The sequence below is a fragment of the Streptomyces sp. 142MFCol3.1 genome (assembly GCF_000424945.1).
Taxonomy (GTDB): Bacteria; Actinomycetota; Actinomycetes; order Streptomycetales; family Streptomycetaceae; genus Streptomyces; species Streptomyces siamensis.
Map to the genome: position 1 here is coordinate 225,643 of NZ_AUKV01000002.1, position 25,830 is coordinate 251,472.

At 71.4% G+C, this 25,830-nt stretch carries 24 protein-coding genes and 1 pseudogene; 5 read left to right on the top strand and 20 right to left on the bottom strand.

Going from position 1 to position 25,830, the window contains the following annotated elements; genetic code table 11:
* Positions 1–420: 420 nt before the first annotated feature.
* Positions 421–1,707 (bottom strand): adenylosuccinate synthase, encoded by a 1,287-nt coding sequence (locus H305_RS0103510; protein ID WP_028799195.1) that lies wholly within the window; start codon positions 1,705–1,707, stop codon positions 421–423.
* A 191-nt stretch (positions 1,708–1,898) separates the two neighbouring features.
* On the opposite strand from H305_RS0103510, the gene H305_RS0103515 reads away from it, so the two are divergent.
* A complete protein-coding gene (locus H305_RS0103515) occupies positions 1,899–2,756 on the top strand; it encodes a diacylglycerol kinase family protein (protein WP_028799196.1) in 858 nt (285 codons plus the stop codon).
* A gap of 309 nt (positions 2,757–3,065) precedes the next feature.
* Here the strand turns inward: H305_RS0103515 and H305_RS0103520 are convergent, their stop codons facing one another.
* Complete coding sequence (locus tag H305_RS0103520; protein ID WP_028799197.1) at positions 3,066–3,563, bottom strand: GbsR/MarR family transcriptional regulator; 498 nt, start codon at positions 3,561–3,563, stop codon at positions 3,066–3,068.
* A gap of 115 nt (positions 3,564–3,678) precedes the next feature.
* Here H305_RS0103520 and H305_RS44335 point away from each other — a divergent pair, with 115 nt between their 5' ends.
* Together H305_RS44335 and H305_RS0103530 are read left to right on the top strand one after the other, a co-directional pair.
* Entirely contained in the window at positions 3,679–4,617 is a 939-nt protein-coding gene (locus H305_RS44335; protein WP_051370345.1) for an ABC transporter ATP-binding protein, read from the top strand.
* Positions 4,614–6,224, top strand: a complete 1,611-nt coding sequence (locus tag H305_RS0103530; RefSeq protein WP_028799198.1) for an ABC transporter permease — start codon at positions 4,614–4,616, stop codon at positions 6,222–6,224. Before H305_RS44335 ends, H305_RS0103530 begins: the two co-directional genes overlap by 4 nt.
* 83 nt (positions 6,225–6,307) lie before the next feature.
* Here H305_RS0103530 and H305_RS0103535 read toward each other — a convergent pair whose 3' ends face one another.
* From H305_RS0103535 to H305_RS0103590, 13 genes and pseudogenes are all read right to left on the bottom strand, one after another.
* Positions 6,308–7,528 carry a cytochrome P450 gene (locus H305_RS0103535; protein ID WP_028799199.1) on the bottom strand — a complete coding sequence of 407 codons (1,221 nt, stop codon included), beginning with the start codon at positions 7,526–7,528 and terminating at the stop codon, positions 6,308–6,310.
* Positions 7,529–7,733: 205 nt separating this feature from the next.
* A complete protein-coding gene (locus H305_RS0103540) occupies positions 7,734–8,408 on the bottom strand; it encodes a response regulator (RefSeq protein ID WP_028799200.1) in 675 nt (224 codons plus the stop codon).
* Positions 8,405–9,751 (bottom strand): sensor histidine kinase, encoded by a 1,347-nt coding sequence (locus tag H305_RS0103545; protein ID WP_028799201.1) that lies wholly within the window; start codon positions 9,749–9,751, stop codon positions 8,405–8,407. The genes H305_RS0103540 and H305_RS0103545 overlap by 4 nt, the downstream gene beginning before the upstream one ends.
* A gap of 105 nt (positions 9,752–9,856) precedes the next feature.
* On the bottom strand, positions 9,857–10,537 hold the full coding sequence (locus H305_RS0103550; protein ID WP_028799202.1) for a response regulator: 681 nt from the start codon (positions 10,535–10,537) through the stop codon (positions 9,857–9,859).
* Positions 10,534–12,027 carry a sensor histidine kinase gene (locus tag H305_RS44340; RefSeq protein WP_078628856.1) on the bottom strand — a complete coding sequence of 498 codons (1,494 nt, stop codon included), beginning with the start codon at positions 12,025–12,027 and terminating at the stop codon, positions 10,534–10,536. The genes H305_RS0103550 and H305_RS44340 overlap by 4 nt, the downstream gene beginning before the upstream one ends.
* Complete coding sequence (locus H305_RS0103560; protein ID WP_028799203.1) at positions 12,020–13,195, bottom strand: acyltransferase family protein; 1,176 nt, start codon at positions 13,193–13,195, stop codon at positions 12,020–12,022. Before H305_RS0103560 ends, H305_RS44340 begins: the two co-directional genes overlap by 8 nt.
* A 181-nt stretch (positions 13,196–13,376) precedes the next feature.
* A complete protein-coding gene (locus H305_RS50055) occupies positions 13,377–14,273 on the bottom strand; it encodes an alpha/beta hydrolase (protein ID WP_420708011.1) in 897 nt (298 codons plus the stop codon).
* A 667-nt stretch (positions 14,274–14,940) separates the two neighbouring features.
* Positions 14,941–15,876, bottom strand: coding sequence for an alpha/beta hydrolase (locus H305_RS0103575; protein ID WP_028799206.1), 936 nt, complete (start codon positions 15,874–15,876; stop codon positions 14,941–14,943).
* A gap of 11 nt (positions 15,877–15,887) precedes the next feature.
* Positions 15,888–16,067: a hypothetical protein gene (locus tag H305_RS53200; protein WP_158690471.1), complete on the bottom strand. Its 180-nt coding sequence runs from the start codon at positions 16,065–16,067 to the stop codon at positions 15,888–15,890.
* A gap of 340 nt (positions 16,068–16,407) precedes the next feature.
* Positions 16,408–17,622, bottom strand: coding sequence for a kynureninase (gene kynU / locus H305_RS0103580; protein ID WP_037762243.1), 1,215 nt, complete (start codon positions 17,620–17,622; stop codon positions 16,408–16,410).
* Positions 17,615–18,460, bottom strand: coding sequence for a tryptophan 2,3-dioxygenase family protein (locus tag H305_RS0103585; protein WP_028799208.1), 846 nt, complete (start codon positions 18,458–18,460; stop codon positions 17,615–17,617). The genes kynU and H305_RS0103585 overlap by 8 nt, the downstream gene beginning before the upstream one ends.
* Before the next feature lie 259 nt (positions 18,461–18,719).
* Positions 18,720–19,085, bottom strand: a pseudogene (locus H305_RS55950) (hypothetical protein); the annotation flags it as partial.
* Positions 19,045–19,389 carry a MerR family transcriptional regulator gene (locus H305_RS0103590; protein ID WP_028799209.1) on the bottom strand — a complete coding sequence of 115 codons (345 nt, stop codon included), beginning with the start codon at positions 19,387–19,389 and terminating at the stop codon, positions 19,045–19,047. The gene H305_RS0103590 and the pseudogene H305_RS55950, both read right to left, overlap by 41 nt.
* 639 nt (positions 19,390–20,028) lie before the next feature.
* On the opposite strand from H305_RS0103590, the gene H305_RS0103595 reads away from it, so the two are divergent.
* Positions 20,029–20,403 carry a hypothetical protein gene (locus H305_RS0103595; protein ID WP_028799210.1) on the top strand — a complete coding sequence of 125 codons (375 nt, stop codon included), beginning with the start codon at positions 20,029–20,031 and terminating at the stop codon, positions 20,401–20,403.
* Between the two features lie 131 nt (positions 20,404–20,534).
* On the opposite strand, the gene H305_RS0103600 is transcribed toward H305_RS0103595, so the two are convergent.
* The 5 genes from H305_RS0103600 to H305_RS0103620 form a co-directional block, all read right to left on the bottom strand.
* A complete protein-coding gene (locus H305_RS0103600; protein WP_028799211.1) occupies positions 20,535–20,855 on the bottom strand; it encodes an SCO5918 family protein in 321 nt (106 codons plus the stop codon).
* A 61-nt stretch (positions 20,856–20,916) separates the two neighbouring features.
* Positions 20,917–21,237 (bottom strand): hypothetical protein, encoded by a 321-nt coding sequence (locus H305_RS0103605; RefSeq protein ID WP_028799212.1) that lies wholly within the window; start codon positions 21,235–21,237, stop codon positions 20,917–20,919.
* A gap of 111 nt (positions 21,238–21,348) precedes the next feature.
* Positions 21,349–22,824, bottom strand: a complete 1,476-nt coding sequence (locus H305_RS0103610; RefSeq protein WP_028799213.1) for a DEAD/DEAH box helicase — start codon at positions 22,822–22,824, stop codon at positions 21,349–21,351.
* A gap of 178 nt (positions 22,825–23,002) precedes the next feature.
* Positions 23,003–23,206 carry a cold-shock protein gene (locus tag H305_RS0103615; RefSeq protein WP_028799214.1) on the bottom strand — a complete coding sequence of 68 codons (204 nt, stop codon included), beginning with the start codon at positions 23,204–23,206 and terminating at the stop codon, positions 23,003–23,005.
* 540 nt (positions 23,207–23,746) lie between these two features.
* A complete protein-coding gene (locus H305_RS0103620) occupies positions 23,747–25,195 on the bottom strand; it encodes a recombinase family protein (protein WP_037762245.1) in 1,449 nt (482 codons plus the stop codon).
* A gap of 122 nt (positions 25,196–25,317) precedes the next feature.
* On the opposite strand from H305_RS0103620, the gene H305_RS0103625 reads away from it, so the two are divergent.
* On the top strand, positions 25,318–25,737 hold the full coding sequence (locus H305_RS0103625) for a DUF3151 domain-containing protein (RefSeq protein ID WP_028799216.1): 420 nt from the start codon (positions 25,318–25,320) through the stop codon (positions 25,735–25,737).
* Positions 25,738–25,830 lie beyond the last annotated feature (93 nt).

Below are 25,830 nucleotides of genomic sequence, written 5' to 3' on the forward strand. Positions count from 1 at the left end.
GCGGACAGGAGCGCGGCCGGGCAGGCGTCCGCGACCGCCGACATCACGGCATGCCGATGCGACCCCCCGGACGACACCGTTCCCCCCGGTCGTCGGTCACCGTGCGCCCGGCCGCCGGGTGGGCGGGCACCGGGCACGTGGCGATCACCATAGCCACAGTTTGATCACCAAAGGCAAGCAAAAGTACGGGAGTTGGGGCAGGTCGGCGCAATTACGCCGCGCCGGGGGCGGTGGTGGCGGGGTGCGGTCGCTGAGGGAAGGGGACGCCAGGGTGCGGCCGGCGGCGGGGAGGTGACGGCAGCGGGGGGACAGGGGCGGGTGACCCTGTCTTTCGGCGGAAACGCGACGCGCCCCCGGCGGGCCGAAGCCGACCGGGGGCGCGTGCGAACGCCGTACGGACCCGTGAAGGGCCCAGGGGCCTTACCCGATGAACGAGTTGATCTCGATGGTCTCGTCACGGCCCGGACCGACACCGATCGCGGAGATCGGCGCACCGGACATCTCCTCGAGCGCCTTCACGTACGCCTGCGCGTTCTTCGGCAGATCCGCGAACGTCTTGGCCTTCGTGATGTCCTCGGACCAGCCCGGAAGGGTCTCGTAGACCGGCTTCGCGTGGTGGAAGTCCGTCTGGGAGTACGGCAGTTCCTCGACGCGCTTGCCGTCGATCTCGTACGCCACGCAGACCGGGATCTCCTCCCAGCCGGTCAGCACGTCCAGCTTGGTGAGGAAGAAGTCGGTCAGGCCGTTCACGCGCGTCGCGTAGCGGGCGATGACCGCGTCGAACCAGCCGCAGCGCCGGTCACGGCCGGTCGTCACACCACGCTCGCCACCGATGCGGCGAAGCGCCTCGCCGTCCTCGTCGAACAGCTCGGTCGGGAACGGGCCCGAGCCGACGCGGGTGGTGTACGCCTTGAGGATGCCGATGACCCGGCTGATCTTGGTCGGACCCACGCCCGTGCCCGTGCAGGCGCCGCCCGCGGTCGGGTTGGACGACGTCACGAACGGATACGTGCCGTGGTCGATGTCCAGCAGCGTGCCCTGGCCGCCCTCGAAGAGCACGACCTTGTCCTGCTCCAGAGCCTCGTTGAGGATCAGGACGGTGTCCGCGACGTACGGCTTCAGCCGGTCCGCGTAGCCCAGCAGCTCCTCGACGACCTGGCCCGCCTCGATGGCGCGACGGTTGTACAGCTTGGTGAGCAGCTGGTTCTTGACCTCGAGAGCCGCTTCGACCTTCTGCGTCAGGATCGACTCGTCGTACAGGTCCTGGATGCGGATACCGACACGGTTGATCTTGTCCGCGTACGTCGGCCCGATGCCGCGCCCCGTCGTACCGATCTTCCGCTTCCCGAGGAAGCGCTCCGTCACCTTGTCCACGGTGACGTTGTACGGCGTGATGATGTGGGCGTTTCCGCTGATCAGAAGCTTGGACGTGTCGACGCCGCGCTCGTTCAGTCCGTTCAGCTCGGAGAACAGGACCGACGGGTCGACGACGACTCCGTTTCCGATCACCGGCGTGCACTCCGGCGTGAGGATCCCGGAAGGGAGGAGGTGCAGGGCGTACTTCTGATCACCCACGACCACCGTATGGCCGGCGTTGTTGCCGCCCTGGTAGCGCACCACATAGTCCACAGATCCACCGAGCAGGTCGGTGGCCTTTCCCTTGCCTTCGTCACCCCACTGAGCACCGAGCAGCACAAGTGCGGGCACAGGCGTACACCCCTTCCGGGCGGGGCATGTCCAAGGTCGGGGACGTACGCTGCTGTTTTTCGGTACGGCTGCGTACGCCGGCGACCTCCTTTGGCCGCGACCGTCGGACCGGATGCCCCGGAATAGACGAAGCCCCTGGCGCAATAGCGCAAGGGGCTCTTGCACAAAGATGCTACCCGAGGAAGCGAGGCATGACCGAGGTGGCGGCTTCCGACCAGCTCTTGGTGGTCATCGACCCGGTCGCCCGTCGGACGGACGGCGAGTCTGTACGGATCGCGAAAGACGTGCTCAGCGCGGGTGCGGCGACGAAGGTGTGCCTGCCGGACGGGCCCGAGGAATTCGCCCGCGCACTGGCTCGCAGGGGCACGCGGCGACCCGTGGTGGTCGGTGACGACCGTGCCCTGATGCGCGCGGTGTCCCTTTTGCACCGGCGGCGGGAGCTGGGGGTGTGCGCGCTGTCGATGGTGCCCATCGGCGGTGTGCTGTCGCTCGCGCGGTCCCTCGGCGTGCCCACCGGGGCGGTGGCCGCGGCGCGGGCCGTGCTGGACGGGTCCGAACGGCGGCTCGACCTGCTCGTGGACGACAGCGACGGCGTCGTCCTCGGCACGCTCCGCATCCCGTCCGCGCCCGCCCCGGTTCCCACGGCGCCGGGCGTCGCCCCGGAGGCGGCCTCCCACGCCTGGCTGCGCACCTGCCAGTCACTGGTCCGCACGCTCGCCTCGAGGCCCGCCCGCACGGCTGCGATGCCCGGACCGGGGCCGACCCGGCTCCGGGTCGAGGTCGACGGGGTGACGGTCGTCGATCTGGACCAGCCGGTGGAGGCGGTGTCGGTGACGCCCGGGGGGCCCGGCGGTGCGGAGGTGGAGGTGCTGCCCACCACGGACGGGACCGCCGTCGTCCCGCTGCGCGCGTTCGGGCGGCGGGTCACCGTGTCGGGGGCGGACTTCCGCTACCGGGCGGACGCGGTGGTGTCCGGGCCCGTGCGGACGCGGACGTGGACCGTCCGGGAGGAGGCATGGGGGCTGACCCTGCCGCTGGGGTTCCCGTAGAGGCCGGGGCGTCTGCCGGTGGGTCGCCGTCGGTCCGGTGGGTGGGTCCGGCCCGTTCGCGTCCTGCCGGTGGGTCGCCGTCGGTCCGGTGGTGGGTCGGACCCGTGCCGGCGATCCGCCCGTTGCAGCCGTCGTGCGGAGCGGTGCCGGTAGGACCTCGGTGGGTGCGTGGCGCCGTCCGCAACGGGCATTTGGCGCCCCGGCGCGGCCCCTTCCGTGAGAGGGCGGTGCGGAGGTGTCCGGGGCACGGCCTCCTGCGGGTGAGGCGGGTGTCGGCGGGCCCTTTCGCGCGGGTGGGCTCGTGGGACCTCAGCCGTTGCCGAAGTGTTCTTCCCGGTGGACGCGCCAGCGGTCCATCATCTGGGAGATCTCGCCGTCGATGAAGTCGAAGAACGCCAGGGTCTCGGCGATCCGCCGGCCCGCCGGTGTCTCGGCGCCGAGCCGGTCGACGCCGTCACGCAGGGCGTACTGCCAGCGCTTGAGAACCGCCTCCCGGTTGGTGATCGCCTCGTACCACTGGTCGCTGTGCACGCGGTAGCGCTCGCGCCGTGAGCCGGGCTCGCGCTCACGCGAGACCATGTGCTGCTGGGCGAGATAGCGGACGGCACCGGAGACCGCGGCCGGGCTGATCCGCAGCTGTTCGCCGAGTTCGGCGGAGGTCAGAGCGCCGGTGTCGGAGGAGAGCAGGGCCGCGAAGACACGGGCCGGCATCCGCTGCATGCCGGCCTCGACGAGCTGCGCCGCGAAGCTCTCGACGAATCCGGAGACCGCCCCCGCGTCCCGCCGACCCTCCATGGGTTCGGTCATCCCGGATCATCTCCCCTGCTCGTCCCCGCCGGCCGCGCACCATCACTCAGTGTATCGGGCATTTCTACACTTCCTTAACTTCACAAATTTCTGAAAGAAGCGTACGTTCTGAAACATGACGAAGGCAATCACCGTCTCCGGACTGCACAAGTCGTTCGGCAGCACCCACGCCCTGGCCGGCCTCGACCTGGAAGTCGAGGCCGGCGAGGTGCACGGCTTCCTCGGCCCGAACGGCTCCGGGAAGTCCACCACCATCCGCGTCCTGCTCGGCCTGCTCCGCGCCGACTCGGGCGCAGCACAGCTGCTGGGCCGCGACCCGTGGGCCGACGCGGTGGAACTCCACCGGCACGTCGCCTACGTCCCCGGTGACGTGACGCTGTGGCGCAATCTGTCCGGCGGCGAGGTCATCGACCTGTACGGGCGGCTGCGCGGCGGCCTGGACCCGGCCCGGCGCGCCGACCTGATCGAGCGCTTCGAGCTCGACCCGACCAAGAAGGGGCGCACCTACTCCAAGGGAAACCGCCAGAAGGTCGCCCTCGTCGCCGCCTTCGCCTCGGACGTCGACCTGCTGATCCTCGACGAGCCCACCTCCGGCCTCGACCCGCTGATGGAAGAGGTCTTCCAGGGCTGCGTCGAGGAGGAACGCGCCCGCGGCCGTACCGTCCTGCTGTCCTCCCACATCCTCAGCGAGGTCGAGGAGCTCTGCGACCGGGTGAGCATCATCCGCAAGGGCGTCACCGTCGAGACCGGCTCCCTGGCCGACCTGCGCCACCTCACCCGGACCAGCGTCACCGCCGAACTCGCCGGGCCGCCCGACGGGCTCGCGCACCTGCCCGGCGTCCACGACATCGACGTCCAGGGCCTGCGCGTCAGACTCCAGGTCGACACCGACAAGCTCGACGCCGTACTGCGGTCCCTGACCGCCTCGGGCGTACGGTCGCTGACCTCGACACCCCCCACCCTGGAAGAACTCTTCCTGAGGCACTACCAGGACGACGCGGCCGAGACCGCCCCCACAACCACGTCGACGTCCGCGAAGGCGGTCACCCGATGACCACCGCCACCGCGCGCTTCGCCACCCGTCCCGGCGGGTCCCGTCAACTCGCGGGCACCGCAACCCTGCTGAGATTCGCGCTGCGCCGCGACCGCCTGACGATGCCGCTGTGGATCGGCGTGATCGGCCTGCTCGTCGTCTCCATGCCGAACTCCCTCGAGTCCATCTACCGCACCCCCGCCGAACGCGCCGACGTGGCACGGCAGATGCTCACCAACAGCTCCCTGCGCGCCACCTACGGACCGGTGTTCAGCGACACCCTCGGCGGACTCACCGCCTGGCGCATCGGCGGCTACGCCGGAGTGCTCGCCGCGATCATGAGCCTGCTCATCGTCGTCCGGCACACCCGCGACGAGGAGGAGACCGGACGCCAGGAACTCATCTCGTCCGCCATGGTCGGACGGCGCGCCCCGCTCACCGCCGCGCTGCTCGCGGCTCTCGTCGCCAACGGCGCCCTCGCCCTGCTGATCGCCGGCGGCCTCGCCGGACAGGGCGCTCCCGGAGCACTGGCGCTCGGGCTCGCCGTCGCCGGTGTCGGCATGGTCTTCGCCACCGTGGCGGCGATCGTCGCCCAGCTGACCGAGAGCGCACGGCTCGCGAAAGGGCTCACCGGAGGACTGCTCGGCGCCGCCTTCGTCCTCAAGGCCGCCGGGGATTCCGCCACCGTCGACGGCTCGTCCGTACTCACCTGGATCTCACCCGTCGGCTGGCTGGAGGAACTGCGCTCCTTCGCCGACGAACGCTGGTGGGTGCTCCTGCTGTTCGCCGCCGCGGCCCTCGCACAGGGCGCCGTCGCCTACGAACTCGCCGGCCGCCGCGACATCGGCATGAGCTTCCTGCCCACCCGGCCCGGCCCCGCCACGGGACGCCTTGGCACGGCCGGAGCACTCGCCCTGCGCCTGCAGCGCGGCGCCCTGCTCGGCTGGAGTCTGGGATTCCTCGCCGCCGGAGCGGCCTTCGGCGGGATCACCAAGGGGGCCTCCGACCTCGTCGGCGACAACGACAAGACCCGCGAGATCATCGAGCGGATGGGCGGACAGAGCGGGATCACGGACGCCTTCCTCGCCACGATGGTCAACATGCTGGGCATGGTCGCCGCCCTCTACATCGTCTCCTCCGTACTGCGGCTGCACGGCGAAGAGACCTCGCAGCGCGCCGAACCGGTGCTGGCGAACGCGGTCGGCCGCCTGCGCTGGGCCCTCGGTCACCTCACCATCGCCTTCGGCGGCAGCGTCCTCATCATGTCGCTGGGCGGCCTCGGACTCGCCCTCGGCTACGGTGCCGAACTCGGCCCCATCGTCGGCGCCTGCCTCGTCCAACTCCCCGCGATCTGGACCCTCGGCGGACTCGCAGCCCTGCTGTACGGCCTCTCGCCCCTACTGGCCCCCGGGGCCTGGGGTGCCGCCGGGCTCGCGCTCCTGCTCGGCTGGATCGGCCCCGCCCTGAACGTCCCGCAGAGCGTCATGGACCTCTCCCCCTTCGGACATCTCCCCAAGCTGCCCGGCGGCGACATGGCCTGGACACCGCTGCTCGTCCTCACCGGGATCGCCGCCGCGGCCACAGCGACCGGCCTCGCCGGTCTCCGCCGCCGCGACCTGAGCACCTGAGTCGGCGCTGGGTGCCCGGGCCCTTGAGCGCCCGCACGGGTGAGTGTCCGGGCAGGCGTGCGGGGCGACGGCGGGCGGTGGGGTCAGACCCGCACCCTCAAGGACTCCAGCCCCCTGATCACGAAATTCGGCTTACGCGACGGCTCCTCGGCGAGGTCCAGCGTCGGGGCCTTCGCCAGCAACGCACCCATCGACGCCGCCAGTTCGATACGGGCCAGCGGCGCACCGATGCAGTAGTGGATACCGGCGCTGAACGAGATGTGCGGGTTGTCCGCACGGGTCAGGTCCAGATCGCCCGGTGCCGCGAAGACCGCCGGGTCGTGGTTCGCCGAGCCGAAGAGCATCGCGATCTCCGCCCCGCGGGGGATCGTCGTACCGTCGATCTCGATCTCGTCGAGCACCCAGCGCTCGAAGAGCTGAAGCGGAGTGTCGTAACGCATCAGCTCCTCCACCGCCCGGGGGATCAACGCGTGGTCCGCGCGCAGCGCCGCCAGCTGGCCCGGGTTGCGGAACAGTGCCCACCAGCCGTTCACCGTGGCGTTGACCGTCGCCTCGTGCCCCGCGTTCAGCAGCAGCACGCAGGTCGAGATCATCTCCTGCTCGGTGAGCCGGTCGCCCTCGTCATGGGCCGCGATGAGACCCGAGATCAGATCGTCCCCCGGCTCCTTGCGCCGCGCCTCGATCAGCTCCGTCAGATACTCGGTGAACTCGACCGACGCGCGCACCGCCTTCGCCGCCGTCTCCTCGGACGGGTTCAGCTCGTACATCCCGCAGATGTCCGCCGACCAGGGCCGCAGCGGCGCCCGGTCCGACTCCGGGATGCCCAGCATCTCCGCGATCACCGCCACCGGCAGGGGCTCGGCGACATCGGACAGCAGATCGCCGCCGCCCGCCGCCACCAGCCGCTCGACCAGCTCACCCGCCAGCTGCTCCACATACGGCTTCAGCCGCTCCACGGTGCGCGGCGTGAACGCCTTCGACACCAGCCGCCGGATACGTGTGTGGTCCGGGGGCTCCAGGTCCAGCATCCCGTGGTCGTTCAGCACGTGGAACGGCTCGTGCTCCGGAGGCGGCGCCGTCCGCCCGAAGTCCTCGTGCGTGAACCGGTGCTGATACGTCCGGCCCAGCCGGCGGTCCCGCAGCAACGCCGACACGTCCGCGTGGTGCGGCACCAGCCACTGGTCGGTGGGCTCGTAGTAGTGCACCCGGCCGCGCGCCCGCAACTCCTCGTACGCCGGGTACGGGTCCGCCACGAACGCCTGGTCCCACGGGTCGAAGGACTGCGGAATCTCCAAAGCTGCCATGAACGGACGCTAGCCCGGCACGAGCGCTCTGAACAGGGGGGTCTTGGTCGGGGAGGGCCTTGGGAGACATGACGGCTTCGGAGGTGGGCAGGGCCGCACGGCGGGGGGGCACGGAAGCTTCGGGGTGGGCAGGACTGCTTCGGGGGCGCTCAGGTTTGTGGGCGGCAGCGCGGCTCGGCGGGGGCGGGGCAGTTCCGCGGGCGGGTCACCTGGGGGTGACCAGCCTGGCCTCGTACGCGAACACCGCCGCCTGGGTGCGGTCGCGCAGCCCGAGCTTCACCAGGATGCGGCTCACATGGGTCTTGATCGTGGACTCGGCGACCACGAGCCGCTCCGCGATCTCGGAGTTCGACAGGCCCTGGGCGATGAGGACCAGCACCTCCGTCTCCCGCTCGGTCAGATCCCCGTACGCGGCGTGCGCCGTGGCCGGGAACCGGGGCGCGTCCGCGAGCCTGGAGAACTCGGTGATCAGCCGCCTCGTGACGGAAGGAGCCAGCAACGCCTCCCCCGACGCCACCACCCTCACACCGTCGGCGAGCTGGCGTGCCGAGGCATCCTTCAGCAGAAAGCCGGAGGCCCCCGCGCGCAGCGCCTGGTAGACGTACTCGTCGAGGTCGAACGTCGTCAGGACCAGCACCTTCGCGGAACTGTCCGCGGCGACGATCTCTCGTGTCGCCTCCAGACCGTTCATCTCCGGCATGCGGACGTCCATCAGCACCACGTCCGGCGCCAGGTCGCGGACCCGCTCCACCGCCTCCCTGCCGTTGACCGCCTCGCCGACCACCTCGATGTCCGGCATCGCGCCCAGCAGGACGGAGAAGCCCTCGCGGACCATCACCTGGTCGTCCGCTATCAGGACCCGGATGGGGCCGTCCGTCATCCGGTCTCCTCCTCCGCGGCCGGCACCGGCAGGAACACCGTGACCTCATAGCCCCCGTCGTCCGTGCCGCCCGTCGTCATCTCACCGTCCAGCATCGTGACCCGCTCGCGCATGCCGGTGATGCCGTGCCCCGCGCCGTGCGTGGACTTCTCCAGACTCGTGGCCGGTGCGGGGCCGTTGACTATACGCAGTCCCAGCCCGCCGATGACGTAGCCGATCTCCACTCGGGCGACCGCGCCCGGTGCGTGCCGCAGCGCGTTGCTCAGGGCCTCCTGGACTATTCGGTACGCCGACAGCTCGACGCCCTGCGGGAGCTCGCGCACCGCGCCCGTGACCACCTTGTCCACCGTCAGACCCGCCTCCCGCACATTCGCCAGGAGGGCGTCCAGGTCGGCGAGCGTGGGCTGCGGGGCGTCCGGAGCCTCGTAGTCCTCGGCGCGGACCACGCCAAGGACGCGGCGCAGCTCGGTGAGCGCCGCCACCGCGTTCTCCCGGATGGTGCGGAAGGCCTGCTCCAGCTCCGGCGGGGCGTTCTCCACGCGGTACGGGGCGGCCTCCGCCTGGATGGCGACCACCGACATGTGGTGGGCCACGACGTCGTGCAGCTCCCGGGCGATCGTCGTGCGCTCTTCCAGCAGCGCACGCTTGGAACGCTCCTGTGCCGTCTCGGACTGCTGGGCGGTCACCTCCCGCTCCGCCGTGCGTCGTATGTGCAGGACCGTGACGACCAGAAGGGCCAGGGCCGAGACGAACAGCAGCGGCATGGTGTTGTCGCTGAAGTGGCCCGCGCCGAAAAGGGTCTCCGCGGTCAGTCCGTACGCGGCGGTGAGCAGCCACATCCACGCGGCGGTGCGAGGACGTGAGCGCAGGGCCACGACCGTCAGCACCGAGACGTGGGTGACGAAGGCGCCCGGCAGCCACGGCCAGTCGCTCCAGCTGTCGCTGAACACCGCGACCACGGGGGTTGCCGCGAGGGAGAACCAGAAGGCGCCCACGGGGCGGATCAGTGTGGCCAGGACCGGGAGCAGGGCGAGGAGGACGCAGATCGGGAGTCCGATTCCACCGCGGCCGTCGCCTTCGGCGGTGGCCGCGGCCATCGCCACCAGGCCGATCGCCGCCACTGCCGCGTGCGGTGTCCAGACCGCGTACTGCCGTATCCCCTGGGGCAGGCGGCGGGTGACGGGACCGTCCACTCGCATGCGCGGGAGCGGGCGGTAGGCGAAGGCGTCGTGGAACAGGTCCTGGCGCAGCCCGCGCAGGGCGTCCGCGGCCAGCCTGAACTCCGGGCTGCGGGGCTTGGCCCTGCCCGGCGGCGTCATCTGCGTCTGGGTCGTCTCGGTCACGTCGAAAACGGTAGGACGGCGGGGGGTGCGTGGTCGTCCCCTGTGAGGAGGGTCCTTGTGAGTCCGTCTCAGGTACTACGGGTAGTCGGTGGGGGGTCGGGGCGGTCAGTAGCCCGAGGGGCGGACCAGGCCCGATTCGTAGGCGAAGACCGCTGCCTGGGTGCGGTCGCGCAGGCCCAGTTTGACGAGGATGCGGCCTACGTGGGTCTTCACGGTCTGTTCGGCTACGACCAGGCGGTCGGCGATCTCCGCGTTCGACAGGCCCTGGGCGATGTGGGCCAGTACCTCGGTCTCGCGCTGGGTCAGCTCGCCCACGCGCTGATTGAGCGGGGACCGCGGTGCGGCGTGCAGGCGGGAGAACTCCGCGATGAGCCGGCGGGTGATGCCCGGAGCGAGCAGCGCGTCGCCCGCCGCTACCACGCGTACCGCCTCGGCCAGCTGGTCGGCGGAGGCGTCCTTGAGCAGGAACCCGGAGGCGCCGGCCCGCAGGGCGTCGTACACGTACTCGTCGAGGTCGAAGGTGGTGAGCACCAGCACCTTGATCCGGGGCGTGCCGTCGGTGATGCGGCGGGTCGCGTCGATGCCGCCCAGCTCGGGCATGCGGATGTCCATCAGGACGACGTCGGGGGCGAGTTCGGCGACCTTGGCGATCGCGTCGAGGCCGTCGACCGCCTGGCCCACCACCTCGATGTCCGGCTGGGTGTCGAGCAGCACGGTGAAGCCCTGCCGGACCATCTGCTGGTCGTCGGCGACCAGTACGCGAATGGTGCCGCTCGCGGTCGTCATGAAGTCTCTTCTCCCGTAGGGACGCTGGGGTCGTCGAGGGGTGCGGCGACGCCGTTGCGCGGCAGGAACGCCGCCACCGCGAAGCCGCCGCACGCCGTCTCCGAGGTCACGAGGGTGCCACCGAGCATCGCGGCCCGCTCCCGCATGCCGAGCAGGCCGTGCCCGGCACCGGGGGACGGTGGTGCGGGTTGTGCGGGACGCGAGTTGACGACACGCACCTGGAGGCCGCGCGGGAAGTGCCACAGCTCGACATGGACCGCGGAACCGGGCGCGTGCCGCAGGGCGTTGCTCAGCGCCTCCTGGACGATCCGGTACGCCGACAGCTCCACGCCCGGCGCGAGGGGAAGCTGCTCGCCGGTGATCTCCGTCGTCACGACCAGTCCCGCGGCGCGCGTGTTCTCCACGAGGGCGTCGAGACGGTCCAGCGTCGGCTGCGGGGAGTCGGGCGCCGCACCCGTGCCCGCGCCGAGGCCGTACGGGTCCTCGGGATTCTCCGAACGCAGCACACCTAGGACACGGCGCAGTTCGGTCAGGGCCTCCAGCGCGTTCTGCCGGATGCCCTCCAGGTTCTCCTTCAGCTCGTCGGTGGGGTTCTCGACGAGATGGGGGGCGACCTGGGCCTGGATGGAGATCACGGACATGTGGTGGGCGACCACGTCGTGCAGTTCGCGTGCGATGCGGTTGCGCTCCTCCAGGAGGGTGCGCCGGGCCCGTTCCTCCGCGGTCAGCGAGGCCTGCTCGACCAGTTGGGTACGCGCCTCGCGGCGCCCCCGCAACGCGGTGCCGAGGAGGACGACCGCGGCGAAGACGACGACCGCCAGTACCCCCGTCGACCGGTAGACCGTGCCGCCGACCAGCCCTTGCAGGAAGTAGGTCACCAGAACGGTCACGGACAGCGCGCCGACCGCGACGCGCGCGGACATCCGCAGGGCGAGGAGGAAGAGCACGAAGGCGTGCGTGATGATCGCCGGTGCGCTCCACGGCCAGTCCGGCCGCGGGCCCGGGAGACTCGTCACCATGTGCGCCCCGGCGGCCGTGGCGGCCGTGGCGGCCAGCGCGGTGGCGCCCAGCGACAGCCACAGAGCCGGTACGGGCCGCCACAGGGCGAGGGCCATCGCCGCACCCTGCGCGGCACCGGTCACCGCGCCCAGCGCGAGACCCAGTCCATAGCTTTCGTTCAGCTCCGCCGACGCCGCGAACGCGAGCCCGAAGGCGAGCCAGCACACCACGACATGCGGCAGCAGGCGCAGCCGCCTCGGTCTCGACAGCGGGGGCAGCGGGGCAGCCGCCGGCGAGGCGAGGTCGGCCAGGACCGAACGCAGCACAACTCCCGTGCCGAGCAGGCCGCGTGACCGGGTGCGCCCGCCCGGAGGACCGGTGTCGGTGCCGGACGGCTTCGCCGGGTCCGCAAGGCGGGGTGGGGCGGGCGCAGGGGGGTCCTCGTCCACGGCCCGGTGCTCCTCGCTCGTCACCTGATCAAGCCTAGGCATGAGGCGTCCCCTTCGCTCCCCCCTGACCGATGCCGTGGGCCCGTACGATCCGGGACGGTCGGCCGGTCCGGCGGCGCGGCCCCTGCTCGTGGATGCGGAAGGCGGACCAGCAGACGGTCAGCGCGAGAAGGAACACGGGCAGCCAGGCCAGCCGGACCGCGACCCAGCCCGGCCCGTCGGGCACGGTGTGCAGGCCGGCCAGCCGCCCAGCCCGCAGCCCCAGAGCAGTGACCGCCATCATGGACGTCTGGTGCCAGAGGAATATCGTCATCGCGGAGAGGTTGACGAAGGCTGTCACCGCCCAGGCCGCGGGGCGTCGCATCGCCCGGCGCAGCGGCTCACGCAGCAGCAGCGCGAGGCCGCACTGGGCCAGCCCGAAGGTGACCACCGCGAGCGTCGGCGGGTTCAGGTTCGAGACCGCGGCCCCCGGCACACCGACCATCGACGCCGGATAACCCGCCCACACCACGAGCGCCACCGTCGCCGCGGCGCCACCGGCGAACAGCAGCAGGCCCGCCCGCCGCCGGTCCAGTTCACCGCGCGTCCAGGCCGCGCCCAAGGTGTACGGCACCAGCCAGCCCGCTGCCACGTTCACCCAGCCGAGCCACGAGGGGCCGCCCAGGCCGAAGCGAATGAGGTCCACGTGGAGAACGACGGCCAGCGGCCACAGCGGGTTGATCCTCGTCAACAAGGGTGTCGCCGCCGTCAGTCCGGCGAAGACCACGAGAAACCACAGGGGCGACAGAGCCAGTTTCACCAGGGTGTGGACGGTGCCGTAGCCCGTGCCCGCGGCGAGCAGGCACGCCGTGGCCACAGCCCAGAGACTCAGCACCGCGGCCACCGGCCTGAACAGACGTCCCAGCCGGGCCCGCAGCCACCGCCCGTACGCCATGCCCCGCGCCCGCGCCGACGCATGACTCTTCGTCGCCACATGCCCGCCCACCAGGAAGAACACGGCGAGTGTCTGGAAGACCCAGGAGATCGGGGCCAGCCACGGCATGTGCTGCAACGGGCTCGCCGCGTGCAGGGCCCCGCCGTCCGCGACGAGGGCCGTCACCAGCCAGTGGCCGAGCACGACGCCGAGGATCGCCAGGGCGCGCAGGGCGTCGACGGCGCGGTCCCGATCCCTCGGGGTCGCCTCGTCGATGCGGCGGACGCCGCCCCGCAGGGCGTCCGCCGCCCGGCGTGTCCGGCGGACCCCGCCCCGCGCGCCCGGTGTCCCCGACGTCCCCGGTGCGCCTGTCGTCTCCTGGCTTTGCGAAGCTCCACGCGGTTCCGTCCCCGTGCCGCGGTCGCCGGGGTCGTCCGGTCGTGTGCCCTTCCGGCCGTGGGGCTCACGCAGGGTCGACTCACGCACGGGTCACCTCCGAGGTGTCACCGAGGACGATGCGGGCCAGGTTGTCCAGGGACACCGAGCCCGGTTTGAAGTAGTCGCTGTGCCCGCCGCGGCCCGCGGCGAAGACATGGGCGCCGAAGGCGGGGTTCATCGGGTCTCTGCCGAAGCCGACGGTCGTGCCGAAGAAATGGGCCCGGGTGTGCGGGACGTGCGCGACCCAGTCGCCCGCGCCCCGGGCCGCCCATACGCGTGCGGACGTGCGCAGCCGGGCCGCCGAGTCGACGCCGGTGCCCGGGCTGCCGAGGAAAACCAGATCGTCCACGTCCAGGCCCCTGGCCGCGCTGCCGCAGACCACCGTGCCGTACGAGTGGCACAGCAGGGACACCTGCGCCGACTCACCGACGATGCCCCGCAGTTCGCGGACGAAGCCGCGCAGGCGAGGGGCCGCCTCCCCGGCCCTGGCCGTCGTCAGCACCGTCGTGCTCACCGTGCCCGGGGTCTCGTAACCCAGCCAGGCCACGACGGCCGTGCGCGGGCCGACGTCACGGTGCAGGGCGCGCGCCCCGGCACGGAAGCGGTCGTACGTCTCCAGGGTGGTGTCGGAGCCCGGGACCAGGACCGCCACCCGGTCGGCGCGGGCCAGGTCGCCGAAGACCTCGGCGGCCTGCCCGGATCCCCGTCCGTCGAAGGAGAGCAAGTGGCGGGAGGGTGCGGCCATGACGCGGTCCGCGGCGGCGCGGCTGCGATCGCCGTGGCCCGCGGCCATGCGGGCCGCCTCCGCCGCGTTGGCGCGGTTCGCCTCGTACGCCCTGTCCAGCGTCGCCGGCGTCAGAGGCGCTACGTCCGCGGGCTCCGGGGCGGGGATCTGCGGGCGGGAGGCGGCGGACACGGGGACGACGACGGCGCCCATGACCAGTGCGGCGAGGAGGCTGCGGCGCAGGCGTCGCCGGAGTCGGTGCGTGCGGGGTGGTTTTGCGGCCGACGGCGCCGGGATCGGTGGTCTCACGGCCCGTGGCGCGACGAGCGGTGGCTTCGCGTCCGGCCGTGCGGCGATCGATGGCTTCGCAGCCGACGGGAGGGCGAGCGGTGGCTGCGCGCCCGGCGGGACGGCGAGCGGGAGCTTCGCAGCCGACTGGACGGCGAGCAGCGACTTCACGCCCGGCGGGCCTGTGATCGGCAGCTTCGCGTCGGGCGGGATGCCATAGGGCGGCTTCGCGTCCGGAGGGATGCCAGAGGGCGGCTTCGCGTCCGGGGGGACGGCAAGCGGTGAGCGCGGGTCTCCCGGTCGGGCAGGCTGAGGGCGCGTGTCCGGTGATCGTCCCGCCTTGCTCCGCCCGGCCCGGACTCCCATGGTGTCCCTCCCTTCGGGGTGCCCGCGCATCGGGCGTCCTCGAAGGGGAAGTTACGGATCGTGACGTGTCGTCGGCGTCCCGCTGGGGAGCTCACCTGGGAGGTAGCTCTCAGGTATTACGGGTATGACCGGGGCGGCGCCAAGCCCGCATGAGGCTGCGTCACATATCGGTGGATGGTGCCCGTTGTTGCGTGCGGGCCGCCGGGACGGCCCGTCCGCGGCATGGTCACCAGGCCAGTTGGGCGATCTCCTCCACCACCACCGCGCAGGCGTCCGCGGCCGGGTCGATCAGGGGGAAGTGCCCGACGTCCTCCAGGAGCGTCAGGCCCACCACCTCGCCCGCCCTGGCCGCCGCGTCGGCGTACGACTCGGCGACCGCCTGCGGCACGACGACGTCGGTACGCCCCTGGACGAGGGTGGTGGCGATGCCGGTGGGCATCAGCCGCACCGGGTCGGCGTACGGGAGTCGTTCGGCGAACTTGGCTTCTCCACCGAGGAGTTGACGGGCGGCTCCGCCGCAGACGTCGAGCTTCTCCGCCACCTGGAAGTCCGCGATCGGCGCGAGTGCGACGACACCGCGCAGCGGGGCCGCCCCGTCGGTGCGCCAGGGCGCGTCGGCCGGCAGGACGTGGCGGGCGGCGGCCCACAGCGCCAGGTGGCCGCCCGCCGAGTGGCCCGTGACCACCGTGCGCCGCAGGTCGGCCTGCGGGAGCGCCTCGCGGGCCAGGGCGGGCAGGGCGTCGAGTGCGGCCGCCACGTCGTCGAAGGTGTCCGGCCAGCGGCCCGCCACCGGGCCTTGCGCCGGACCCGGTCCGTCGGGGCCCGCGTCCGCGGGACCGCCCTGCGCCGGGAACGCGGCGCCCCGCCGGTACTCGACGTTCGCCACGGCGAAGCCGTGGCGGGCCAGGAAGTCCGCGAACGGAGTGATGTGGCGACGGTCGTACGGGGCTCGCCAGGCACCGCCGTGCAGGACGACCACGAGGGGGGCGGGGACCGACGGGTCGGGCTCGCGCGGAGTGTAGAAATCGATCACCTGGTCGGGGTGGTCGCCGTACGCGACGGTGATGTCGGGGTCCACGGGCGGGTGCGAGAAGGCTGACGCCTCTTCCGCTGCGTCGCGCTGGGCGGCTGACTCGCGCTCTGCGCCGGCGTCGTCCTGCATGCTCCAACCTCTCAAGGGTGAAACGGATTTGGCGGACCAGGGGAGTATTCGGCCGTTGGCGGGGACGGTATCAGGCCGGTGACGTGCGTCGACACGCGGTTGTCACGCTCGGTGAGGGTTGCGCGGGCGGGCCGGGCCATCTCATTGGCCCTGCGCACGACATCAAAAGGGACGGTGACGAGGATGGCCACGCCCGGACTCCTCCGGTGTCCGGGGGCCTGTGCGGCTCGCCGGGGGCGGCCTTCGCGGGGTGGGTTTCCGTCGGGGTGGGGCGGGGTCGTCGGGCGGGGGCCGGAGCGGGGTTTTCGCCCCGTCCGACCCTGCCCGACCCGTACCCCCGGGGGCTTCGCCCCCAGACCGCCGGTCGGCCTGGACGGCCTCGTCCTCAAACGCCGGACGGGCTGGAATCCGCCCCCCTGGCCTCACGGCACGAGCCCGGCACCCCGGGCCAGGGAAAACGGCCTGGACGGCGTCAAGGCACGAGCCCGGCGCTTGTGGCGACGGGCTGAAACGTGCCCCGGCCCGGACGGCCTACGCCCCCAGCGTCCGCCCCAGTACCCGTGCCGCCCTCTCCACGTCGGCGAAGCCCACGTACAGGGGGGTGAAGCCGAAGCGGAGGACGTCGGGGTGGCGGAAGTCGCCGATCACGCCCTGCTCGACAAGGGACCTCATCACGGTGCCGGCGTCGGCGCAGCGCAGGGCGACCTGGCTGCCGCGGTCGGCGTGGGCGGGCGGGGTGAGGGACTCGACCCGGCCCTCGGGGACGTACTCCGAGACGCAGTCGAGGAAGAAGTCCGTGAGGGCCAGCGACTTGGCGCGGACGGAGTCTACGGAGACGCCGTCCCACACGTCGAGCGCGGCCTCCAGGGCGAGCATCGACAGGATGTCGGGGGTGCCGACCCGGCCGCGCAGCGCGCCCGGAGCGGGGGCGTACGTCGGGCTCATGCCGAAGGGTTCGGCGTGGGAGTTCCAGCCCGGCAGCGGCGAGTCGAAGCGGTCCTGATGGGCGGCGGCGACGTACAGGTAGGCCGGCGAACCGGGCCCGCCGTTCAGGTACTTGTACGTGCAGCCGACGGCCAGGTCCACCCCGTGGGCGTCCAGGCCGACGGGCAGGGCGCCCGCACTGTGGCACAGGTCCCAGACCGCGAGCGCCCCCGCGTCGTGGATCGCGGCGGTGAGCGAGGGCAGGTCGTGCAGCCGGCCGGTGCGGTAGTCGACGTGGTTGAGGAGGACGGCCGCCGTGCGCGGGCCCAGCGCGCCGGGCACCTCGGCCGGTTCCACGGGGCGCAGCTCGCAGCCCGTCAGGCGGGCGGCCGACGCGGCGATGTAGCCGTCGGTGGGAAAGGTGGTCGCGTCGACGACGATCTCGTCGCGGCCGTCGCCCGCCAGCCGGACGGCTCCGACCAGGGCCTTGAAGACGTTGACGCTCGTGGAGTCCCCGACCACGATCTGGCCCGGGGCCGCCCCGACGAGCGGTGCGATGCGGTCGCCGATGCGTTCCGGCGCCGTCCACCAGCCGCTCTCCTCCCAGGAGCGGATGCGGAGTTCGCCCCACTGACGGCGGACGACGTCGTCGATGCGGGCGGGGACGTCGGCCGGCAGCGCGCCGAGCGAGTTCCCGTCGAGGTAGACCGCGTCGTCGAGCACGAACCTCTTGCGCAGTGCGGCGAGTTCGTCGGCCGCGTCCAGCTGGGCGGCTCGTGCGCTCGGCTCGCACTGCACGGCGTTGCCGCGCGGCTCAGACATGGGACCTCGCCGTCCACAGCTCGGGGAACACGTTCTTCTGGGCACGCTTCTCCAGCCAGGCCACGCCGGCGGAGCCGCCCGTGCCGGCCTTCGCGCCCATCGCGCGGCGGGTGGCGACGAGATGGTCGTTGCGCCAGCGCCAGACCAGTTCGGCGACGTCGGTCAGCGCCTCGCCGAGGCGGGCGAGTTCGTCGTCCTCGGGGCCCGCGTACAGGGCCGTCCACACGGCCTCGACGTCGCGGGACGGCTCGTAGCGGAGGGAGACGTCACGCTGCAGCACGGATGCCGGGACGGCGTGCCCGCGCCGGGCGAGCAGCCGCAGGACCTCGTCGTACAGGCTCGGCTCGTGCAGGGCCTTCTCCAGCTCGGCGTGGACGCGCGGCGCACCCCGGTGCGGGACCAGCATGGACGCGGACTTCTCGCCGAGCAGGAACTCCATCCGGCGGTACATCGCGGACTGGAAGCCGGAACCCTCGCCGAGGGCGGAGCGGTACGCGTTGAACTGGGCGGGGGTGAGCTGGGAGAGCGGGCGCCAGGACGCGTTCAGCGCCTCCAGCTCCCGTACGGACCGCTTCAGCGCGGCGACCGCGACCGGCACCCGGTCCTCGCGCAGCGCGTTCGCCGCGGTCTCCCACTCGTGGACGATGACGGTGAACCACAGCTCCATGACCTGGGTCGTCACCAGGAAGACCATCTCTCCGGGGTCGTCGGAGAGGGTGTGCTGGAGATGGGTCAGGACGTCCGCCTGGACGTAGTCCTCGTACGGAGTCGTTCCCTGGAAGTCGAGATGCGGGGTCTCGGGCTCCGTGGCCTCGACGGGCTGGGCCTGATGGGACATCGCTGTCTCCTGCAATGTGCTCCGGGTAGCGGTCCGCCCCTGCCGTTACCGACACGGGGGCCCCGGTCCCCACCGGGCATCCTCCACAATCGTGCCCCGAAACCGCAAGGTCCGCCTGGTCACGCCGGTCGGACCTGCACCCGCCCGGCCGCGGGCCGGGTTCCGGGGCCGGCCCGGAGTCTGGGCCGCCGTCGGCGAGGAGTCCTCCAGGAAACCGGCTGCAGCGCTCGTACTCCTGCTGCCCGCCGATCGCCTGGGCGGTGCGGGCGAGACCGTGCAGGGCGCGCAGGAAGCCGCGGTTCGGCTCGTGCTCCGACGATGACGACGGGGTGCGCCTGCGCCGTTGCTCGGCTCGCCGGGACCGCCGGTGTCCCTGGTTGTCCGCTCCTGTGGGCACGCCGCCCGAGGACGCCGGCCGAAGTGCTTGTGGGACGGGCTCCGCGCTCGGCCGCCGCGGTCTTTGCCGACCGGCCCGGGGAGCCCTGGCACGTACACAGCCCTTCCGGCGGACTGCGCCCCTGCCACGCGAACGGCTGTCGCGCTCGCTCGGTACTCCGGCGTTCCGGACACGGCCGCGCGGGTGATCAGCCGGAGCCGGAACTGCCCGCCGACTCACTGGCGGCACGGCGGTGCTCGGCGTTGATGCGCTGCGCTTCCTCGAGCTGGTCCTCGAGGATGACGATGCGGCACGCGGCCTCGATCGGAGTCCCCTTGTCGACGAGTTCGCGGGCGCGGGCCGCGATCCGCAGTTGGTAGCGGGAGTACCGGCGATGGCCCCCCTCCGAGCGGAGCGGAGTGATCAGGCGAGCCTCACCGATGGCTCGGAGGAAGGCCGGAGTGGTGCCGAGCATCTCGGCTGCCCGGCCCATGCTGTATGCGGGGTAGTCGTCGTCGTCCAGACGATCATTCAGTGGGTTGTCCGATGTCATGTCACCTCGCTGTGCAACGCGTCGAGGGGCCCTGGTGCCGTACGGCACCAGGGCCCCGAAGGAAATTCAACACCATCTGTCGGCCCTACTGCTGCGCCGACCTTCTGTTTCCGCTATCCGGCCCCGGCAGGGCGGAGCGGGGGATCGCAGTTGCGTGACCGGGGACCACCATCCAATCCGGGGTCTTGCGGTACCCGGGCCGAGCGCTTCTCGGGCCGGGCGATCCTGATGGCGTCTACTCCTCCGTTCCTCTCGTGTACCGACCACTGGACGAACTGGTACTGCTGCGGCAGCTCCTCCACGTACGAGCCGCCCAGTGCGGCTCTCAGCTCCGTCACCGTTCTGGGAACGCTGTGGCTTCGAGGCTCGAGAGCCGCACTGACCTGCGTACTTCGTGTTCAGCCACCCGCCAGTTCGTGTCTGGCGGATCTCGTCGACCATGTCTACGAGATAAATCGTATCCATGCCAGGGAGCAATGTCTACTCTGGCAAAAGTAGATTTCATCCTTCCGGCGGAGGAAGAGCCCTGCCGTGGCCGGCCCTCACCGGTCCGTCGGGAGTCGCTTCCCGTCGTCCGCGCGACCGCTTCATGCCCCTCGGGCGGTGCCGGGGCGGGTGGGCCGAATAAACTCTGCTGTCATGTCGAACCCTGATGAGCTGCTCGTCGCCATCTCCGCCGCTGTGGAGTCCGAGCGAAGCAATCAGATGTCGCTGACCGTGGTCGTCGGCGGTGCCGTCATCACCGGCCGGCTGGCTCCCGAGGCCGTGTGGAGGGAGCGGGTGGCGGAGGTCCTGAAGGACTCGGACCGTCTCGGCCCGTTCTCGGACGTCTTCGCCCGCGGTCCGCGAGGGAACCGGCCCGGTGGCGGGGAGGCGCCCACGCATCTGCACTTCCATCTCGCCCGGATCCTGCAGGGCAGCCTCGGGATCCCGGAGACGGGCGGCATGTACCGGGTCGCGATCAAGGACGTCAGCGCATGGACCGTAGGAGATCTCATCCGCTTCGACCGGTGAGGCGCTGTCTCCGCCCCGTTGCCCGCCGCCGGCGGTTTCCGAGCGGACGGCGGCACAGCGGTGGGGGCCCTGCCGACGCGAGTCGACAGGGCCCCCACCGGGGATCATGAGGGCGGTCTCTCCGCCCGTCCTCACACGGCCACAGGGTCGGCGCCGCCGAGCAGTGCGGACGCGGTTTGGAGGAGAGTGGGTCCACCCACACCCACGGGCGCGGCCTCGGGGCGGTCGTGGCAGGTGAAGCCGAGGCGCGTCAGCGCCCGCGTGACCTCACCGGCGGTGAAGTCACGCGGGTCCTGGCGGGTGATGACCTGGCCCACCTGCTTGACGGGGTAGCGGCGGCGGCCGATGGTCACGGACACACCCGTGACGAGCTCGGGCCTGACGCCCTTCATCGAGGCCAGCACCCCGGTCCTGGTCAGGTCGAACGGGTACCGGGCGATGACACAGCGCATGATGCCTCACAGGGGAGAAGTCGCGGGTGGAGGGAGAACGGGCCGCCCCGGGTGAGACGGATCAGCACGCGAGGGCGGGTACGCCCGGAACCCGGCCGTACTCACCCACGCCGCCGGAGCGGACGCCGGGCGAGGGCAGTGGTCCGTCGAGGATGTCCCGCAGCCGGATCCGGTCCGTGTACGCGGAGCTGTCGCGGAGAACGGCGAGCCGGACCAGGGTGATCAAACCGGTGCTCTGGTCGTCGCCGTCGCACACGGTCAGGTACTCGACCCGGGCACCCGCCATGACGGCCAGAGCCACCTCGACGGTCATGTCGTCACAGATCCGAGGCCCGTGCCGTTCGATGTCCTCGACCGCGGTCACGGGAGCGGGGTCCGGCATACGGTACGTCGTCCGCGCTGGCGTCAAGAGTGTCTCCTTCGGTGAGGGATGGTCGGCTTGGTGGCCCTTAGGGCCCCGGGATGCCAAGAGAGCTCCGGGGACTGCGCCGGCCTAAGCGGCCGAGTCGTTCCCGGGCCGCCGCTGTGCGCTGCGGCGCACCCTCGCGCCGACGGGTCGGCCCTGGCCGGTGCGGCCTCGACGGTCCCGGGACGGCGAAGGCGCGCGGCGGGTGCGTTCCACGACAGGCGCGGTGATGACCACAGGGGACCCGGAGGGCGCCTGGGCGCCTGTGATGCGGCTCAGCTCCGCCTCGCCCGAGCGGACCGGGGTGACGTGCGGGGTGATGCCGGCCGAGGCCATCAACCGGTTCATGCCGCGGCGCTGGCCGGGGGTCACCAAGGTGACCACGCTGCCGGACTCCCCGGCGCGGGCCGTACGGCCGCCACGGTGCAGATAGTCCTTGTGGTCGCTGGGCGGATCCACGTTGACGACCAGGTCGAGGCTGTCGACGTGGATGCCGCGGGCCGCGACGTTGGTGGCCACCAGGACGGTGACGTGACCGTCCTTGAACTGCGCCAGCGTCCGGGTGCGCTGCGGCTGGGAGCGGCCACCGTGCAGGGCCGCGGCGCGGACACCACTGTTCAGCAGGTGCTTGGTCAGCCGGTCCACGGCGTGCTTGGTGTCCAGGAACATGATGACCCGGCCGTCCCGGGCCGCGATCTCGGTGGTCGTGCGGTGCTTGTCCGACTCGTGCACGTGGAGCACGTGGTGCTCCATCGTGGTGACGGCACCGGCCGACGGGTCGACGGAGTGAACCACCGGGTCGGTCAGGTAACGGCGTACCAGCAGGTCGACGTTGCGGTCCAATGTGGCCGAGAACAACATCCGCTGGCCCTCGGGGCGCACCTGGTCGAGCAGGGCGGTGACCTGGGGCATGAAGCCCATGTCGGTCATCTGGTCGGCCTCGTCGAGCACCGTGATGCCGACGTCGACGAGCCGGCAGTCGCCCCGGTCGATGAGGTCCTTGAGCCGACCGGGCGTCGCGACGACCACCTCCGCGCCGGCACGCAGCGCACCGGCCTGCCTGCCGATGGACATTCCACCGACGACGGTGGCGAGCCGCAGGCTCACCGAGCGGGCATAGGGAGCGAGCGCGTCGGTGACCTGCTGGGCCAGCTCACGGGTGGGGACGAGGATCAGGGCCAGTGGCCGGCGCGGCTCGGCGCGCCGGCCCGCCGTACGGGCCAGTGCCGCGAGGCCGAAGGCGAGAGTCTTGCCCGAGCCGGTGCGGCCGCGACCGAGTACGTCACGGCCGGCCAGGGAGTTCGGCAGGGTCGCCGCCTGGATCGGGAACGGGACGGTCACGCCTTCATGGCCGAGCGTGGCCAGCAACGGGGCCGGCATGGAGAGATCGGCGAACGACTCGACGGCGGGCAACGCGGGCGTGTCCGTCTTCGGCAGGGCGAACTCGCCCCGCGCCGGATGTCGGTTTCCGTGACCGTTGGAGCGGCGCGGAGCGCCGGAGCGGCCCCCGGCGGCGCTTCCTTGGAAGCGGTCGTATGTGCGATTGGTGCGCGTGCGGTTCATGCGGAACCTTCCTCGATGCGGGCACGTAACAAGGAATTTCCGCAGCAGAATGAGCGGCGCAGAGAATCGCGAGAACGGGCCGAAAAACAGGGCCGTATCACCCTGGGAATGAAGCCAGCTGGGGCCCGCACCCCAAGGTGCGGGCCCCAGCTGCGAAGTATGCGTCAGCGCCGGTGCGTCAGGCGGGAACGATGTTCTCGGCCGTCGGGCCCTTCTGGCCCTGCGCGATGTCGAACGACACCTTCTGGCCTTCCAGCAGCTCGCGGAAGCCCTGGGTGGCGATGTTCGAGTAGTGGGCGAAGACGTCGGCGCCGCCGCCGTCCTGCTCGATGAAGCCGAAGCCCTTTTCCGCGTTGAACCACTTCACGGTGCCAGTAGCCATTTTGTTTCTCCTTCGGAGGGCGGTGTCAGAAATACGCCCTGTGCGCATTCCGTGTCGCCGTGATGATCAGCCGTCGGAAAAACCGTCTGGCAACCACACCCGCAACTGAGATCGACAGTAGCACGGTGCGATCGTCCTTGCGTGGTCGATAATTACGCTCCGCCGGGCGGCCGAGAAATACTCGCGCGCTCCGCACCTATTTCTCATTCCACGGGAACAGATATTGCTCTCCGCGGGGGCGGTTTTCCTGTCGTGCACTTCCGCCCGCAGCTCTGTGACCTGCCTCTACGGGAGATGCGCCGCCACCGTCGTCAGCGGATGGACAAACCGCGCGCGCTCCCGAGGCCCCCATTCCGCAATGAAGGTCACATCCATCGCGAAGAACACAACGACCGGTGGCCGCCAGCCACCTCCGCAGGGCCGGCGCGCGGCGTCGCCCCGGAACAGCCACGTGATCGCCACGGCGTCAGTCACCCTGAGTGGGTGCGGCCGACCCTTCTCGAAGCCGGACCCCTGTCCCCACGGCCCGGCTTTCGTCTGTCACCTGAGCACTGGCTCGATGTCCGCCGGGTCGAAGACCGGCCCGTTGGACGCGGGCTTGATGACGACCGCGCGGAATACCTTGAGAACCGCCGCGCGCTGCTGCTCGATCGTCAGCTTCTCCCACCGCTCCCGTATGTCGACAGGGCCCGCCACCAAGGTCACGGCCTCGGCCCGGTGCAGGGCACGCTCCCGGTGCAGCTCCGCGATCTGCTTCTCCAGGTCCTCGGTGAGCGCGATGTAGCGCGCGGCCGACATGCGCCTGTCCCGCCACGCCTGCTCGAACTCGGCCATATCCCTTTCCAGAGAGGCGAGTTGCTCCGCCCCGGTCCATTCCGGTGCACGCGCCTGCACGTTCGCCGGTGCCTTGTCCGAGCTGAGGAACACGGCGTTCCTGATGAGGCGGTCGACTGGTTCGCCCGCCCTGGCCACTCCCCCGCATCCTCCGTCGTTCTTTCCGGGACACGCGTACCGGAACTGCGAGGACGTCTTCGACTTCCGATACGACGGGAAGGCCCGCATCCTGGTGCCGCACCGTCCGCACCGGGCGATGCCGGAGAGCAGGTACTTGGTGGCGTGGTCCCGTACCGTCCGCCCCTGCGACTCCCGCCGGATCTTCTCCATGAGGAGGTACCACTCGTCCGGGGTGATGACCGGCTCCCAGTCGCCAGCCACGGGCTCGCCATGCTCGTCCAGGAACAACTCCCCCTGGTGCATGCGGTAGCCGCAGATCCTCGGATTCATCAGCATCCGCTTGATCTTGGAGTCGTCGAAGAAGCCTCCGCTGTGCGACCTGACTCCCTTGCCCCGCCACTCCCTTGCGATCGTCGCCCAGCGGACCCCGCCGAGGAAGTCCTTGACCGCCTTGCGGAGGTTCTCCGCCTCGTCCGGAACCAGCGTCCTGCGGTCCTCGCGGTTCCAGCCGTACGGCGCCCGGCCGCCGGGCAGCTTCCCCTGCGCGGCCAGCTCCAGGTGCTTGCGCTTCGTACGCCGTGACGTGTCCGCCGAGGTCCTGTCGGCGATGGCGACCTTGATGCGCGCGACGAGGCGCCCGTTCTCCGTCCACAGGTCGATGTCCGACGCCGACACGGAGTCGAAGACGAGGCGGCGCCCGCGACGCTCGCCCTCCTCGTACTCGTCGATCCACGCCTCGAGTTCGCGCGGCCGGCGCGTGAAACGGTCGATGTCCCAGACGACGACTCCGTCGATCCGCCCGGCCCTGAGGTCCTCCAGCATCTGCCGGAACTCCGGGCGTACGGCCCCGCGCTTGTACGCGGACAGGTCGCTGTCCTCGTAGACGCTGGCAACCTCCCAGCCTCTGGCGGCGCAGTGCAGGCGACAGTCCTGCTCCTGCCGCGCGACACCGAGACCCCCAGCCTCGTCGTCCTTGCCGATCCGGGTGCAGATGCCCACCTGTACGGCCCCGGAGGCCCCCCGACGTGCTGCCATGCGCCGGATGCTCGCACACCGGGATTGATCACATCAACCGCTGTTCTCAGCCCCCCACACGCCCTATCCGTTCCCCGTCGTCGGCTTCCCGAACTCCAGGGCGCAAGTGGCAGACTGCGTCCATGACGACTCACAAGAACCTGCTCGGCGGCCCGGAGCCGACGTACCTCCCGGAGAACGAAGAGGCGTACCGCCTCCTGGGCGAGGAGTCCCAGCCTCCGGCCGAGGTCGCGGCGAAGTACCCCACGTTCTCGCTCGCATGGGCCATGCTCGCCGACGACGCCTTCGAGGCCGGGCGAGTGGTCGAGTCGTACGCGTACGCGCGCACCGGCTATCACCGCGGTCTGGACGCACTGCGTCGGGCCGGCTGGAAGGGCCACGGGCCCATCCCCTGGGACCACCGGGCCAATCGCGGGTTCCTGCGCTGCCTCGCCGCCCTCGCCCGCGCCGCCGGCGAGATCGACGAGAAGGACGAGACGGAGCGTTGCTGGCAGTTCCTCAAGGACAGCAGCGCCGAGGCGTACGCCGAGCTGAAGCGGTAGTCACCACGACGAAGACGACCGTGCCGCCGTTACCGGGAGGCGACGGCGGCACGACACGCACGATCACATGTAGCCCCTTCTCCCAGGGCACCG

What these genes read in the sequence shown, in the direction of transcription:
- H305_RS0103515 (WP_028799196.1), top strand. Translation starts at nt 1,899, where the DNA reads ATGACCGAGGTGGCGGCTTCCGACCAGCTCTTGGTGGTCATCGACCCG.
- H305_RS0103520 (WP_028799197.1), bottom strand. Translation starts at nt 3,563, where the DNA reads ATGACCGAACCCATGGAGGGTCGGCGGGACGCGGGGGCGGTCTCCGGA.
- H305_RS44335 (WP_051370345.1), top strand. Translation starts at nt 3,679, where the DNA reads ATGACGAAGGCAATCACCGTCTCCGGACTGCACAAGTCGTTCGGCAGC.
- H305_RS0103530 (WP_028799198.1), top strand. Translation starts at nt 4,614, where the DNA reads ATGACCACCGCCACCGCGCGCTTCGCCACCCGTCCCGGCGGGTCCCGT.
- H305_RS0103535 (WP_028799199.1), bottom strand. Translation starts at nt 7,528, where the DNA reads ATGGCAGCTTTGGAGATTCCGCAGTCCTTCGACCCGTGGGACCAGGCG.
- H305_RS0103540 (WP_028799200.1), bottom strand. Translation starts at nt 8,408, where the DNA reads ATGACGGACGGCCCCATCCGGGTCCTGATAGCGGACGACCAGGTGATG.
- H305_RS0103550 (WP_028799202.1), bottom strand. Translation starts at nt 10,537, where the DNA reads ATGACGACCGCGAGCGGCACCATTCGCGTACTGGTCGCCGACGACCAG.
- H305_RS44340 (WP_078628856.1), bottom strand. Translation starts at nt 12,027, where the DNA reads ATGCCTAGGCTTGATCAGGTGACGAGCGAGGAGCACCGGGCCGTGGAC.
- H305_RS50055 (WP_420708011.1), bottom strand. Translation starts at nt 14,273, where the DNA reads ATGGGCGCCGTCGTCGTCCCCGTGTCCGCCGCCTCCCGCCCGCAGATC.
- H305_RS0103575 (WP_028799206.1), bottom strand. Translation starts at nt 15,876, where the DNA reads ATGCAGGACGACGCCGGCGCAGAGCGCGAGTCAGCCGCCCAGCGCGAC.
- kynU (WP_037762243.1), bottom strand. Translation starts at nt 17,622, where the DNA reads ATGTCTGAGCCGCGCGGCAACGCCGTGCAGTGCGAGCCGAGCGCACGA.
- H305_RS0103585 (WP_028799208.1), bottom strand. Translation starts at nt 18,460, where the DNA reads ATGTCCCATCAGGCCCAGCCCGTCGAGGCCACGGAGCCCGAGACCCCG.
- H305_RS0103590 (WP_028799209.1), bottom strand. Translation starts at nt 19,389, where the DNA reads ATGACATCGGACAACCCACTGAATGATCGTCTGGACGACGACGACTAC.
- H305_RS0103595 (WP_028799210.1), top strand. Translation starts at nt 20,029, where the DNA reads ATGTCGAACCCTGATGAGCTGCTCGTCGCCATCTCCGCCGCTGTGGAG.
- H305_RS0103600 (WP_028799211.1), bottom strand. Translation starts at nt 20,855, where the DNA reads ATGCGCTGTGTCATCGCCCGGTACCCGTTCGACCTGACCAGGACCGGG.
- H305_RS0103605 (WP_028799212.1), bottom strand. Translation starts at nt 21,237, where the DNA reads ATGCCGGACCCCGCTCCCGTGACCGCGGTCGAGGACATCGAACGGCAC.
- H305_RS0103610 (WP_028799213.1), bottom strand. Translation starts at nt 22,824, where the DNA reads ATGAACCGCACGCGCACCAATCGCACATACGACCGCTTCCAAGGAAGC.
- H305_RS0103615 (WP_028799214.1), bottom strand. Translation starts at nt 23,206, where the DNA reads ATGGCTACTGGCACCGTGAAGTGGTTCAACGCGGAAAAGGGCTTCGGC.
- H305_RS0103620 (WP_037762245.1), bottom strand. Translation starts at nt 25,195, where the DNA reads ATGGCAGCACGTCGGGGGGCCTCCGGGGCCGTACAGGTGGGCATCTGC.
- H305_RS0103625 (WP_028799216.1), top strand. Translation starts at nt 25,318, where the DNA reads ATGACGACTCACAAGAACCTGCTCGGCGGCCCGGAGCCGACGTACCTC.